The organism is Ilumatobacter sp. (assembly GCF_039969435.1).
Classification (GTDB): domain Bacteria; phylum Actinomycetota; class Acidimicrobiia; order Acidimicrobiales; family Ilumatobacteraceae; genus Ilumatobacter_A.
The window spans coordinates 167397-181638 of sequence record NZ_JBDVNU010000009.1; the positions used below are offsets into that span (position 1 = coordinate 167397).

Below are 14242 nucleotides of genomic sequence, written 5' to 3' on the forward strand. Positions count from 1 at the left end.
GATGACGCCGGGTCACACGGCGATGCGGGCGTCAGCCGCCCTGGAACTCGGTGAGGGCCGCGTCGACGACCTGAGGGGCGATGCCGCACTTGGCGACCGACGCCTTGACCTGGTCGACGGCGGCGGGGAGGCCCGCAGCAAGGTCGGTCAGCACGGTGGGGCCGTTGTCGACGACGGTGGTCTCGATGCCGCAGTTGGCCGTCATCGGGTCGATGCCTTGTCCGACGTAGGTCCCGCCGCCCACCAACAGCTCGAACACCGTGGCCTGGATCGGGTCGGTCGGGGGGTCGGCGCTGAACCCTGCCGGGTCGATCTCCGGGCCGGCCGTCTCGGGTTCTCCGGTCGGCGTCGACTCGGCGGGGGCCTCCTCCACGGGGGGAAGCGGCTCGCCGCGCAACGACGCGACGGCCCGGTCGATCTGATTCTGGGTGATGCCGCAGTCGAGCGCCGCGGGAACGACGAACTCGAGTGACTCGTCGGAGGCCTCGGCGGCGCCCAGTGCGATCAGTTCGTCGTCGGTGATCCGCGACGCCAGGGTCTCGATCGTGCAGTTCGCCACGTTCGGGGCGACGCCGATGTCCGCGCTCGTGAGCAGGTCGAACAGGACACCGCCCACCACCGTCACGGGCCGCTCGTCTCCGAAGGTGGACGGGTCGATCGTCGGGCCGGTCGGCTCGGGCGCACCCGGCACCGTCGTCGTGGTGGTGGTCGTGGACGTCGTGGTGGTCGTCGTCGGCAGAGCGACGGCGGCGTACGCCACCTCGTCGACCTCACCGTTCGAGGTGTCGGCGCTGGCGTACACGGCGATCACGCCGACCAGCAGTGCCAGTGCTCCGACGGCCGCACCGATCGACTGCTTGCCCGGCACGACGGCGGCCATGCGCACGGCTCGGCTGTCGGTGTTGCCCTGCTCCTGCGTGCCGAGCCAACCCTTCTCGTCGACCCAGACCGACAACGGCGGCATCACCACGAGAGCGGCGAGGAGTGCGATCGCCACGTTGAGCGTGACGATGATCCCGAAGTCACGCAGCAGGGGAAGCGGCGACACGATGAGAACGGCGAATCCACCGATGGTGGTCATGGCCGAGGTGAAGAACGCGCGCCCGGTCCGCGCCGCGGCGGTGTCGGTCGAGTCGCGTGGCGTCAGCCCGTTTTGGCGTTCCTCCAGATATCTGCCGAGGATCAGCACCGAGAACTCGGCACACGATGCGACCACGAGCGGCCCGCTCACCGTGGTCAGCGGGCTCAGCTCGATGCCGAGCAACCCGACGAACAGCGACGACGCGCCGACGGCCATGAGGACCGGGACGAGCGCCAGGACGGCTCTGCTGAGGCTACGCATCCGGACGACGAGGTAGAGGCCGGCGAGCGCGAGTGCGAGGTAGGTGAGGTTGGCGCGGTTCGCCGAGAGGTTCTCCAGCAGGCCGATGCCCACCGTGGCGAGGCCCGCCGGTGTGGCCTTGACGGGACCCTGCCCCTCGGGCAGCCCGCTCAGCAGGATGCTGTCGGCGGGCACCTCCAGCGCGGCGATCCGTGCATCGAGATCGGCCGCGAGCTGGTCGACGAGCACCGACCGGTCCTCGAGGCTGCCCTCGGCGAGTCGCAGGTTGATCTGGGCCGCTGTCCGCTCGGGGTTCACCAGCACCTTGGTGATGTCGGGCGTCACCTCGTTCGCCGCCGCCTCTGCATTCACGATGTCGCCGGTGGTCGGAGCCAGCGGCGATGCGCCCTCGATCTGGATGATCTTCTCCATCGTGCCGACGAGGCTCGACGTGGCGATCACCTCGGGTCGCGCTTCGGCGTCCTGGGTGAACTCGTAGATCAGGTCGACGATCTGCTGGTCGAACACGTTGTTGGCCGTGACGAGCACGCCGAGCGTCGACGCGAACTCGGTCTCGTCCGCGAGGCGGTCGATGTCGGTGACGGTCTGGCTGCCCTGGTCGATCCACCTGATCGGATCGGACTGGATCTTGGTGCGACCCTCGACCGCGACACCACCGACGGCGAGGAGCACGGCGAGCAGGATCAGTGGCGGGCCGAGCCGGGTCGGCAGGCCACCGAGCTTCACGACGAGCTTCTCGACGGCTGATTCGCCACGTTCATCCGTGCGGTCCGTCCACTCGCGGATGCCGAGCGCCGCGATCGGCACGATGATGCCCACGGCCACCAGGACCACGACACCGATCGCGAGCAGGACACCGAAGTCGCGGATCATCGGCACCTTGGAGATCCGCAGCGAGAGGAAGGCGAGCACACCGGTGACCGTGGCGGCGATCAGGGGCGGGGCCATGTTCGCGAGGGTCTCGGCGATCGGATGAGCGTCCTGGTCGAGCACCACCTCCTCCTCCACCCGGTTGTGGATCTGGATCGCGAAGTCGATCCCGAGGCCGATCAGGATCGGCAGGCCCGCGATGGTGACGAGCGACAGATCGATGCCGATCAGCCCGAGGATCGAGAACGACCACAACACGCCGACGATCACGGCGAGCAGCGGGAGCAGTCGCCACCGGACCTTGAAGATCAGCCCGAGGACGATCGCCATCACGGCGAGCGCGGCGAGACCGAGCGTGAGCGTGCCGCCCTTGAGGTAGTCGTTGATCTCGCCGAGGTAGATCGGCGACCCGGTGATCGTCAACTCGAAGCCCTCGAGTTCGGCGCCCTCGAGGATCTCCACGACCTTGTCGGTGCCGGCGGACTGCTCGTCGAGCGTGGCGTTCCCGTTGAGGACCACGCCACCGACGGCGGTCTGGTGGATCCGCTCGGGGTTCGGGTTCGGGAAGGTGCCCTGCAGCGACAACCGGACCACACGCTCGTCGATCGGTGGGGCGACCGGCGCTCCGTCGTCGCCCACCGTGTACCCGTCGTTGCCGAAGATCAGCAGTTCGACCCAGTCGGGGTTGTCGAGCGTCCACGTGTCCTGCGGGCCGGCGGCGCCACGACGTGCGAGGGAGATCGCGATGTCGGCGCTGCGGGCTTCGGCGCCGGCCTCGTCGCGCGACAGCGCACCGGTGAGCGCTGCGGTGCCGGCGTCGCCGCCGACGATCTCGGAGCTGTAGGTCAGCGAGACCGTGGGCGTCACCGTGGAGTACACCTCGGGGATCGCCGAGATCTCGTCGGTGACGCGGCGCAGTTCGGCGAGGTTGTTCCCGGTGAACAGGTCGGGGAGCTTGGCGTCGCCCTCGGCTGAGAAGAGCAGGATGATGGTCTCGCCACCGAAGTCGTCCTGGAACGCGACGTTGTCGAGCGCGATCTGCGAATCGGGGTTGAGGTAGCTGTCCTGCCCCGTGGCGAACTCGATCTTGGAGGCGCCGAGCGCCAGCACCCCGGTGATGACGAGCATCACCACGAACACGGCCTTCCACTGCTTGCCCAACTGGATTCCGGTGTTGCGCCAGAACTGTTCCATCACTGTCCCCTACGTCTCTGTCCGGTGGATCTCCGTCCAGCTCCTCGTCCGGGTCGCTCCGCCCCCTCCGACGACACGACCACCGATCCCGATGTCACCCGGGAGTACAGAACGTAGCCCGACGTCGTCGGCGCCACGAAAGAGGCGTCGCTGGGCGGCCGGCGACTCCGCCGCCCTGTCACCCCGATCTCAGGTCCCGAAGTCGAAGCCGAGGTCGGGTGCGGTGAGCAGCGGTCGGTACCCGATGCCGCGTTCGGCCGCCATGGCCGCGCACGTACCGCCGCGATCGACGATGACGCTCATGAACACCGGCTCGGCGCCGTACTCGACGATCTGGTCGACCGCCTCGATCAGCGACGTCCCGCGCGTCGTGGTGTCCTCGGTGACGAGCACGCGGTCGCCCGGTTGCAGTGCACCGGCGATGCGGCCCGTGATGCCCCCCGCCTTCGGCTCCTTGCGCACGCTGAAGCTCCGCAGGTGACGACCACGGGTGCCGAGCACCGCCGCGACGCCGTAGGCCATCGGGTCGGCGCCCAGCGTGAGGCCGCCGATCGCGTCGATCCCGTCGAGGTCGTCTCCCATCACCTCCACGAGCGCATCGGTCACGGCGATGATCCCCTCGGAGCGACATGCGGTCTGCTTGGCGTCGAGGAACCAGTTGCTCGTCGCACCGGACTTGAGGACGAAGGCACCCGTCTTGACCGAGTGCTCGACGACATGTGCCCGCAGTCGCTCCAGTGTGGGACTCAGTTCCGCGCGGTCGCTCATCGCTTGCGCAAGCTACCGGTCGGCCGTGTGCTCGCCGAGTCGCGCCGGACGGACCGGTTCAACACTCGACGACGCTGACCGGGATGCGGGTGGCGAGGCCACCCTCGGCGGTCTCCTTGTAGTCGGTGTGCATGTCCTGGGCGGTGGCCCACATCGTCTCGATGACGTCGTCGAGCGACACGCGAGCGAGAGTCGGATCACTCGCACGGGCGAGGTGCGACGCCGAGATCGCCTTCATCGCCCCCATCGCATTGCGCTCGATGCACGGCACCTGCACGAGCCCGCCGATGGGATCGCAGGTGAGCCCGAGATGATGCTCCATGGCGATCTCCGCCGCCATCAGCGACTGGGCCACGGTGCCACCGCAACACTCGGTCAGCGCGGCAGCCGCCATCGCAGAGGACACTCCGATCTCGGCCTGACAGCCGCCCATCGCGGCGGAGATGGTGGCGCCCTTCTTGAAGATCGAGCCGATCTCGGCAGCGACCAGCAGGAACTTCACCGACTCGGCATCGAGGTCCTCGGGAGTCCACTCGTCGGCATCGAGGCTCGCCAGGTGATGGAAGAGCACGGCCGGAATCACCCCGGCTGCCCCGTTCGTCGGCGCCGTGACGACCCGACCGAAGGCTGCGTTCTCCTCGTTCACGGCGAGCGCGAGACAGCTCACGAGTTGCACCGTGTCGCCGAACCCGAGCGACGACCGACGGAGCGTCTCGAACCAGGAGGCGGAATCGGCGAACCGGGTGGCGTCACCCGAGAGCGACTGGTGCAGCGCAGCGGCGCGGCGCGCCACGTCGAGGCCGCCTGGCAGCGTGCCCGTGGTCGACACGCCGCGGAACATGCAGTCGCGCATCACGTCGCGGATCCGCAACAGGTCGGCATCGATCGCGGAGTCGAAGCGCCACGACCGCTCGTTGGCGCGGACGACGTCGGCGATCGAACAGTCGCCCTCCTCGCACCACCGTGCGAGATCGGCCGCACACACGACGCCGCGCTGCAGGCGGGTGGGGTCGGCGACCCCATCGGTCGTCGACGGGTGTGTGCCGGCATCGGCGGCGTGCTCGACGAAGCCGCCGCCGATCGAGAACGATGTCTGGACGATCGTTGCGCCACCGGAGTCGACCGCCGTGAATCGCATGGCGTTCGGATGCTCGGGAAGGGTCGTCCCGGCGTCGAAGACGATGTCTCGATCACGAACGAACGACACCTCGTGGGTTCCGCCGAGGGACAGGACGCCACCTGCGAGCACGTCGGGGCCGAGCCGCTGGACGATGCCGACGTCACACGTCTCGGGGTCGTGGCCGGACAGCCCCATCATCGCTGCGATCCCGGTGCCATGACCCCGTCCGGTCTTCGCGAGCGACCCGAAGAACCGGACCTCGATCGACGTGATCTGCTCCGACACGCCCTCGCGCCGCAGGCGGTCGACGAAGTGCAGCGCCGCACGCCAGGGTCCGAGCGTGTGAGAGCTCGACGGGCCGACGCCGACCTTCAGCATGTCGAACACGCTGATCGGGCCGACGGAATCGTGGAGGGAACCGGACGCGCCGGGTTCGCCACGGGGCCCGGCGCCCGATTCGTCGTTGGTCGAGGTCATGTCCCCATCAGTCTCGCCCACGCCGGTCGCGTACCAGGACCTCCTGGGCGATCGTCGCCGTGTGCACGCCCTCGGCGGTGAACACGTGGCCGACCGCGAGCCCACGCCCTCCGACCAGGTGCAGGCAGGTGAAGTCGTGGAGGTGCCACTGCGACACGTCGATCGGACGATGGAACCACACGGTGTGATCGAGGCTCGCCGTGAAACGGTGCTCCTCGAACTCCGGGTCCCCGGCGTCGGGGTGCGAGCCGAGCACGGCGTCGGTCGGGAGGTCGTCGGACAGGAAGGCGAGCCAGCAGCGGTGCAGGAGTTGCTCGCCGGCGTCGCCGGCATCGGCGCTCGCAGGCGGCGCCGAGTCGACGACCTCGCCGCCCACGGCGTTGCGGATCGGATCGGTGACCCGCATCCATGCCGCCCGACGCCCGGCGCCGTCGCGACGACTGTCGGCGAGGCGTTCGGGTGGGACGTAGGCACGCTCGAACGACGGCGACCACGAGTCCTGGTCGAGGACGTCGGCGGGAGGGACCTCGGGCATGTCGACGGTCTGGATCGCCGTCGAGTCCTCGGGACGCTGGAACGAGCTCTCGGCGTTGAGGATCGCACCGATCGCCTGACGGGCGACGACGCGTCGCGTGGCGAAGCTGCGACCGTTGCGGATCCGGTCCACCTCGTAGCGAACGGGTTCGCTGGCGTCCCCGCGTCGGATGAAATACGCACGAATCGAATGGGGCAACAGGTCGGTGTCGACCGAGAATGCGGCCGCTCGCAGTGCCTGCGCAACGATCTGTCCGCCGTACAGCCCACCCCATGGATACTGCGGACCGACACCGACGTGAACGTCGGGTCCATGAGCTGACAATTCGAACACGATCAGGAACAGTATTGCAACAAATGGAACCGCGCATAAAGTGGAGGCATGGCCACGAAAAGACCCATGAGTGATTCTCACAAAGCGGCTCTCGCGAAGGGCCGCGCCGAGGGCCGGGTCGTGCGCGACTATCTCGAAGGACTACGCGCGACGAAGCCCAAGCGCGGACGCAAGCGCACACCGGAAACGATCGAGAAGCGACTCGCGAAGATCGACGACGAGATGACCGATGCCAGCCCGATCGAGGAGTTGGCGCTCGTCCAGGAACGTCGAGACCTCCAGGACGAGCTCGCGGCCATGTCCGAGACGATCGACATGACCGAACTCGAAGCGGCGTTCGTCGAGGTGGCCAAGAGCTACAGCGACAGCAAGAAGATCGCCTACGCGAGCTGGCGCGACGTGGGCGTCGAAGCGAACGTGCTCAAGCGGGCCGGCATCTCGCGCAGCGCCTGATCGACGACCGGATCGATCCGCGTCCGGCGACGTGGGGATCCGAGGCGGAGTGACGACCGGGTCGTGATCAGATCACGATGGCGTCGAGTTGGGCGAAGATCTGTCCGAGGTTGGCGAGGCTGCGACGCAGGTCGAACGCGTCGTCGAGAACGTCGTCGTCCACCTCGTCGTCGGCTTCCAGCAACGTCCGGAAATCGAGACCTTCGTCCCACGCGCGCATCGCGTTGCGCTGCACGATGCGATATGCATCGTCTCTCGTCGCCCCTCCCTGCACGAGCGACAACAGAACGGGTTGGCTGAACACGAGTCCGTAGCTCGCGTCCAGATTGGCCCGCATTCGCTCCGGCATCACGACGAGTCCGTCGAGCAGTCGCTTCAATCGGCGCATCACATAGAACGCCAATTGACTCGAATCCGGCAGGATCACCCGCTCGACCGAACTGTGGGAGATGTCTCTCTCATGCCACAGAGCGATGTCCTGCATCCCCGCTGACAGGTTTCCTCGCAGCACCCTCGAGAGCCCCGAGATGGTCTCCGCCGAGATCGGATTGCGCTTGTGCGGCATCGCCGACGAGCCCTTCTGACCCGGCTTGAAACCCTCTTGTACCTCACGTACCTCGGTGCGCTGGAGATGGCGCAGTTCCACTGCCATCATCTCGCAGGTCGAGCCGACCGAGGCGCACGCATAGAGGAACTGAGCATGGCGATCGCGTGCCACCACCTGTGTGGCGGCGATCGGGCGCAGACCGAGTGCGTCGCCCACGAACGCCTCGACCGAGGGCGGAATGTTCGAGTAGGTCCCGACCGCTCCCGACAGCTTCATCACCGCGACGGCCTCGCGTGCCTGACGCAACCGCTCTCGATCCCGGTCGACCTGGAGCGCCCAGAGCGCGACCTTCGTCCCGAACGTGGTGGGCTCGGCGTGGATGCCGTGCGTGCGACCGATCATCACCGTGTCACGGTGGACGCGGGCCATGTCGACCAGCGTCTCGAGCAACGCCGTCGACGCCTCGATCAACAGGTCACACGCGTCGCGCATCGCCCAGCACAGAGCGGTGTCACCGACGTCGGACGACGTGAGGCCGTAGTGGATCCACGAACCGGCGGGATCGTCGATCTCGGCCTGGACCGTGTCCACGAACGCTGCGACGTCGTGGTCGGTGACCCGTTCTCGCTCGATGATCCGCTCGACGAACGCCTCGTCCGACACGGGCGCCTTCGCCCGACAGATCTCCGCCGCCTCGGTGGGGACGATGCCGATCGCGGCGTGGCCCTCGGTCGCGAGCAGTTCGACCTCCAACCACCGTCCGAACCGGGCCGGGTCGGACCACACCGCATCCATCTCCGGCGTCGAGTACCGCGGGATCATGTCAGCTGTCCCACATCAGGTAGTCGTCACGCTCGGCGCCCACCCCGACCACGCGCACGGGGATGCCGACTTCACGTTCGACGACGGCGATGAACGCCTTGGCCTGCTCGGGCAGATCTCCGGACTCGCGCGCCTCGGTCAGAGATGTCTGCCAACCCGGCAACTCCTCGTAGACCGGCTCGATCTCCTCGAGCACGTCGTAGCGGTCCGGGTAGTCGGTGACCGGCTCCCCTCGATGGGTGTAGCCCGTGCAGATCTTCACGGTCTCGAACCCGTCGAGGATGTCGAGCTTGGTGAGGGACAACTCGGTGAGCGAGTTCAGACGCACCGCGTGACGCAGCATCACGAGGTCGAGCCATCCGCATCGACGGGCGCGTCCGGTGACGGTGCCGAACTCCTTGCCGACACGGCCGAGCGTCTCACCGTCGGCGTCGAACAGTTCGGTGACGAACGGACCGGCGCCGACCCGCGTGGTGTACGCCTTGGTGATGCCGACCACGCGATCGATGTCGCGCGGCCCGAGGCCCGTGCCGACGCAGGCTCCACCCGATGTCGGGTTGGACGACGTGACGTACGGATACGTGCCGTGGTCGAGGTCGAGGAACGTCGCCTGGGCGCCTTCGAGCAGGATGTGCGAACCGCCGGCGAGGGCGTCGTGCAGCAACGTGATCGTGTCGCACACGAATGGCCGCAGCCGCTCCCCCATCTCGCCGTAGCGGGCGACCATGTCGTCGATGTCGAGTTCCTCGCCACCGGCTTCCGCAATGAGCTTGTTCTCGGCTGCCGCACGTTCGCGGATCAGCGTCGCGAAGCGCTGTGGATCGACCACGTCTCCGGCGCGGATCCCGACCCGGCGCGCCTTGTCTGCGTAGGCGGGCCCGATGCCCTTGAGCGTGGTGCCGATCTTGTCGTCACCGCGCATCGCCTCGGCGATCGCGTCGTGTGCCTGGTGCCACGGGAAGATCAGATGGGCACGACTCGACACCTTCAGGTCGGCACACGAGTTGCCGCGGGACTCGAGCATGTCGACCTCGCTGAACAACGTCGGGAGATCGACGACCACGCCGTTCGCGATCACCGGGATCACGTGCTCGTAGAGGATGCCCGACGGAACGAGTTGCAGGGCGTACTTCTCGCCGTCGACGACGACGGTGTGGCCGGCGTTGTGACCGCCCTGGTAGCGCACGACGTACGTGTGCTCCTTGGACAGAAGGTCGATGACTTTGGCTTTGCCCTCATCGCCCCACTGGGCTCCGACGACGACGGTGACGGGCATGCACGCTCCTCTGCCCATGGAGGGCGAACTGGCTGGCTGGAACGTGGTCAGACCCTAGTCGGCTGCGTCGACAACCTCGCGGCCGCTCCTCGAGCAGGACGCACCGATCGAGTCGATGTCGGTGCCGTGCTGCGTTGCAGTGCACCGGCCGGAACGTCCACCGGTGTGCGGGCGGACGGTCCTGAGTCCTGCGGCGCGGCCCGGGGCCGAGCGGATCAGCCGCCGAAGAGGTCGTCCTCGAAGTCGCGCTCGCAACGATCCTGCGCGACCGGGTCGTCTCCTGCATCGTCGAGACAGTCGACCAGGGAGCTGAAACTGCCCGACGACAGCAGGACCACCACGAACACGATCATCGCGATCGACACGAGTGACCCGATGATGCTGGTGATGATGCCGGCGAGCGCCGCGCCGCCGTTGGTCGCCTCACCCCGCTTGGCCCGCTTGCGACCGATGATCCCGAGGACCAGTCCGACGATGCCGAGCACGATGCCGATGACGAACAGACCGGTGACGATGGACAGGATCCCGAGCACCAGCGATGCCGTACCGGCCCCGTTGCGTGCGCCGGAGTCGTTCGAGAAGCCCGGTGGCGGAGGCGGGATCGGCGCCGAGGAGGGCGACGACGTCGGTTGATCCCACGCAGCGGTCGGAGGGTTCGAGGAGGTCGGTTCGTACGACGGTCCCGGCTCCGGTGTGGACGGGGGTGGCAGGTTCGACATCGCTCCATCATGCCCCCGGCCGACACCTCGAGACCGCGCAGCGGAGTCGTCGAAGGTAGAAACGACGCATGGCACGTCGAGCGCGACCCAACCTGGTGTTCATCATGAGTGACGATCACGCGGCACATGCGATCTCGGCCTACGGCAGCCGGATCAACTCGACGCCCCATCTCGATCGCATCGCTGCCGGCGGCATGCGGCTCGACTCCGCGTTCTGCACGAACTCGATCTGTGCACCGAGTCGCGCCGCGATCCTCACCGGCACCTACAACCACGTCAACGGCGTCACGACGCTCGACACCCACCTCGACAACACGCTCTGGACGTTCCCCCAGGCCCTGCGATCCGCCGGGTGGCAGACGGCGCTGTTCGGCAAGTGGCACCTCGGGCACGGCGCCGCACACGACCCGACCGGCTTCGACCGCTGGCGGATCCTCCCCGGCCAGGGCCACTACCACAACCCCGTCTTCGTCGAGCCGGATCGAGACGGTGGGACACGGATCGTCGAACGCGGCGGCTACGTCACCGACCTGATCACCGACGACTGCCTGCGGTGGCTCGACGAGCGTGACGCCGATCGACCGTTCGCCCTGTTCTGCCACCACAAGGCACCGCACCGGACGTGGGAACCCGACGCGAAGCACTTCTCGATGTACGACGACGTGGACATCGCCTTCCCCGACACCTTCCGGGACGATCTCGCCGGGCGCGCCGAGGTCGTCCAGGCCGTCCGGATGCGGATGATGGACCTCGACCCGGTGACGGACCTGAAGGCCACGGTGCCGCCCGGGATGACCCTCGACGAGGAGATCGACTGGCGCTACCAGCGCTACATCAAGGACTACCTGCGGGTGGTCGCATCGATCGACGACAACGTGGGGCGCATGCTCGACTGGCTCGACGACGCCGGGCTCGCCGACGACACGATCGTCGTCTACACCTCCGACCAGGGGTTCTTCCTCGGCGATCACGGCATGTTCGACAAGCGGCTGATGTACGAGGAGTCCCTGTCGATGCCGCTCCTGATCCGTCACCCCGCGTCGATCGCCCCCGGCTCGGTCGGCGACGACATCGTCGTCAACGTGGACCTCGGCCCGACCCTGCTCGACCTGATGGGCCTGGACCTGGAAGCCGACGTTCCCGCCCACGTGCAGGGTCGCTCCTTCGCTCCCGTGCTGCGCGGCGACACGCCGCAGGACTGGCCCACGTCGATGTACTACCGGTACTGGATGCACAACGACGGCGCCCACTCGGTTCCCGCCCACTACGGCGTCCGGACACGTACGCACAAGTTGATCTGCTACTACAACGATCCGCTCGACCAGCCCGGCGCACGGCCCCCCTCCGGCCCCGTCGAATGGGAACTGTTCGACCTCGTCGCCGACCCACTCGAGGTCCACAACCTCTGGGGCCGTCCGGGGACCGAGGGGATCACCGCCGAGCTGTTCGCCGAGTTGACCCGGCTGCAGATGGAGGTCGGCGACACCCCGTCCCCCTCCGCCACACCGCTTGCGTGACACCTTCGGTCGTCCCGGCAACCGGAAGCGTCACGCAAACCGGACTGGACGAGCAGAGATAGCGTCGCTCGGGTGAGTGTGATGCGTCGTCAGGTGTGGGCTGCAATGGACACCGAGGCGAGGGCATCGCTGATGCACCGGGGCCTCGACGACATCTTCGACCCGGCACTGCGCGCCTCGATCGGCGAGTTGATCGAGGACGTGCGCGAGCGCGGCGACGATGCGGTGTGCGACGCCTTGGCGAAGTTCGACGGCATCGAGGTGGCGCCCGACGGACTGCGCGTCAGCGACGACGAGCTCGACTCCGCCGAGGTGTCCGAGGCCGTCGACCGTTCGATCGACGATGCGATCACCCACCTGCGCGACTTCAACGAAGCGCAGATGCAGCAGGCGCAGGACTGGCAGATCGAGTCCGAGCCCGGGCTGATGGTCGGCGAGAAGATCACCCCGATCTCCTCGGCCGGACTCTTCACGCCGTCGGGCAAGGCCAGTTATCCGAGCGTCGCCTACCAACTCGCCGTGCCCGCCGTGGTCGCGGGAGTCCCCGAGTTGGCGCTCGTGGTCCCACCGATCCCGGGCGGGACCGGTGACGTCGACCCCGCCGTCCGCGTGGTGTGTCGCAAGCTCGGCGTCCGCGACGTGTTCCGGGTGAACGGGCCGGCCGGAATCGCAGCGCTGGGTTTCGGAACGGCGTCGATCCCCCGAGTCCGCAAGGTCGTCGGCCCGGGTTCGCCGGCCGTGACCATCGCCCAGGTGGAGATGCAGCGCCACGGGTTGTCGACGATGATGCTGCTCGGTCCGACCGAGAGCCTCGTGATCGCCGACGACTCCGCCGACCCGGCGCTGCTCGCCGCCGATCTGTTGATCGAAGCCGAGCACGGGACCGACTCGTCCGTGGTGCTGCTCACTCCGTCGGCTGCTCTCGCCGATGCGGTCGAGGTCGAGATCATCCACCAGATCGACGTCCTCCCCCAGATCCGCGCCGCGGCGATCCGATCGTCGCTCGGCCCGAACGGCGGATGCGTCGTCGTCGCCGACCTCGACGTGGCGGTGGAGGTCGCCAACGAGTTCGCCGCCGAGCACCTGCAGGTGGTCGTCGAGGACTCGATGATGGACGAGGTGCTCGACGGACTGGTCAACGCCGGCGAGATCCTGATCGGTCAGCACACCCCGTTCAGCGCCGGGAACTTCGTGATCGGCTGCCCGGCATCGCTGCCCACGAGCGGGTTCGCGCACGTGTCGTCGGGCATCACCGCCGACACCTTCCTCAAGCGGACCGCCATCGCCCGCGCCGACCAGCGCGCCGCCGCCCGCATGGCGCCGTCGGTGATCGCGCTCGCCGAGCACGAGGGCTTTCCCGCCCACGCGGCAGCACTTCGCCGTCGCCAGGGCTGACCCGAACACGCACACCCGCTGGCGTCCATCGGGGTGGGCGTCACCCACCCGGGTGCGCGCTCCTCACGAATCGGTCAAGATGGGTCGCCGATCTGCCGATCAGCAAGCCATGAGCACGGCAGTACTCCTCGTCGAGGACGACGAACGGATCAGCGAACCGCTGATCCGCGTGCTGCGCGCCGAGAGCCTCGACGTCGTCCACGTCGCGGCCGGCCAGGCGGCTCTCGACGCCGTCGAGGAGGCCACCCCCGATCTCGTGCTGTTGGACCTCACGCTCCCCGACATCGACGGCCTCGACGTCTGCCGTCGGCTGCGCACCACGAATCCGTCGCTCCCGATCATCATGTTGACCGCACGCGCCGAGGAGATGGACGTGATCGTGGGCCTGGGAGCCGGCGCCGACGACTACGTCGCCAAACCGTTCCGGCTCGCCGAGCTGGTCGCCCGGATCAAGGCCCGCTTGCGCATCGCCGAGCAGTCCGGTGCCGGCCCATCCGACAGCGCGACGTTCCAGGGTGCCGGGATCGAGTTGCATCCCTCCAGCCGACGGTGCTTCGTGGTCGGCGATCGCGAGACCGACGAGGTGGCCGGTGTGGAAGTCGAGTTGACGAGCAAGGAGTTCGACCTCCTGCACCTCCTCATGGCCCGCCCCGGTCACACGTTCAAGCGCGAGGACATCATGAGCGCGGTGTGGGACGCGAACTGGTGGGGGTCGACGCGCACGCTCGACACGCACGTGTCCACGCTGCGCAGGAAGATCCTCGACCGCACCGACCCGCCGTCGAAGATCGTCACCGTGCGCAGCGTCGGCTTCCGATTCGAACCCGAACCCTCTCCCGCACCGGCGACAGCCACGACCGCACAGGCCGTCTGA

General features: G+C 68.0%; 11 protein-coding genes. 4 read left to right on the forward strand and 7 right to left on the reverse strand.

The annotated features are described in order from the left end of the window. Positions 1-31: 31 nt before the first annotated feature. From ABJK40_RS04980 to ABJK40_RS04995, 4 genes are all read right to left on the reverse strand, one after another. Positions 32-3406 carry an MMPL family transporter gene (locus ABJK40_RS04980; RefSeq protein ID WP_348478461.1) on the reverse strand — a complete coding sequence of 1125 codons (3375 nt, stop codon included), beginning with the start codon at positions 3404-3406 and terminating at the stop codon, positions 32-34. A gap of 189 nt (positions 3407-3595) precedes the next feature. Next, positions 3596-4174 (reverse strand): orotate phosphoribosyltransferase, encoded by a 579-nt coding sequence (locus ABJK40_RS04985; RefSeq protein ID WP_348478459.1) that lies wholly within the window; start codon positions 4172-4174, stop codon positions 3596-3598. A 58-nt stretch (positions 4175-4232) separates the two neighbouring features. Beyond that, the gene (locus tag ABJK40_RS04990; protein WP_348478458.1) at positions 4233-5771 is read right to left on the reverse strand and encodes an L-serine ammonia-lyase; all 1539 of its coding nucleotides are present in this window, start codon (positions 5769-5771) and stop codon (positions 4233-4235) included. A gap of 7 nt (positions 5772-5778) precedes the next feature. Next, positions 5779-6639, reverse strand: coding sequence for an acyl-CoA thioesterase domain-containing protein (locus ABJK40_RS04995; RefSeq protein WP_348478456.1), 861 nt, complete (start codon positions 6637-6639; stop codon positions 5779-5781). Between the two features lie 66 nt (positions 6640-6705). Between ABJK40_RS04995 and ABJK40_RS05000 the strand changes: the two genes are divergently transcribed. Continuing rightward, a complete protein-coding gene (locus tag ABJK40_RS05000; protein ID WP_348478455.1) occupies positions 6706-7092 on the forward strand; it encodes a hypothetical protein in 387 nt (128 codons plus the stop codon). A 67-nt stretch (positions 7093-7159) separates the two neighbouring features. Here ABJK40_RS05000 and purB read toward each other — a convergent pair whose 3' ends face one another. The 3 genes from purB to ABJK40_RS05015 all read right to left on the reverse strand — a co-directional run bounded on the left by purB (position 7160) and on the right by ABJK40_RS05015 (position 10456). Beyond that, positions 7160-8461 carry an adenylosuccinate lyase gene (gene purB, locus ABJK40_RS05005; protein ID WP_348478454.1) on the reverse strand — a complete coding sequence of 434 codons (1302 nt, stop codon included), beginning with the start codon at positions 8459-8461 and terminating at the stop codon, positions 7160-7162. A 1-nt stretch (position 8462) separates the two neighbouring features. Further along, positions 8463-9737 carry an adenylosuccinate synthase gene (locus ABJK40_RS05010; RefSeq protein ID WP_348478453.1) on the reverse strand — a complete coding sequence of 425 codons (1275 nt, stop codon included), beginning with the start codon at positions 9735-9737 and terminating at the stop codon, positions 8463-8465. 215 nt (positions 9738-9952) lie between these two features. Continuing rightward, a complete protein-coding gene (locus ABJK40_RS05015; RefSeq protein ID WP_348478452.1) occupies positions 9953-10456 on the reverse strand; it encodes a DUF4190 domain-containing protein in 504 nt (167 codons plus the stop codon). A gap of 68 nt (positions 10457-10524) precedes the next feature. Between ABJK40_RS05015 and ABJK40_RS05020 the strand changes: the two genes are divergently transcribed. From ABJK40_RS05020 to ABJK40_RS05030, 3 genes are all read left to right on the forward strand, one after another. Next, entirely contained in the window at positions 10525-11973 is a 1449-nt protein-coding gene (locus tag ABJK40_RS05020; protein WP_348478451.1) for a sulfatase, read from the forward strand. A gap of 81 nt (positions 11974-12054) precedes the next feature. Further along, on the forward strand, positions 12055-13368 hold the full coding sequence (gene hisD, locus ABJK40_RS05025; protein ID WP_348478500.1) for a histidinol dehydrogenase: 1314 nt from the start codon (positions 12055-12057) through the stop codon (positions 13366-13368). A 109-nt stretch (positions 13369-13477) separates the two neighbouring features. After that, positions 13478-14242, forward strand: a complete 765-nt coding sequence (locus ABJK40_RS05030; protein ID WP_348478450.1) for a response regulator transcription factor — start codon at positions 13478-13480, stop codon at positions 14240-14242.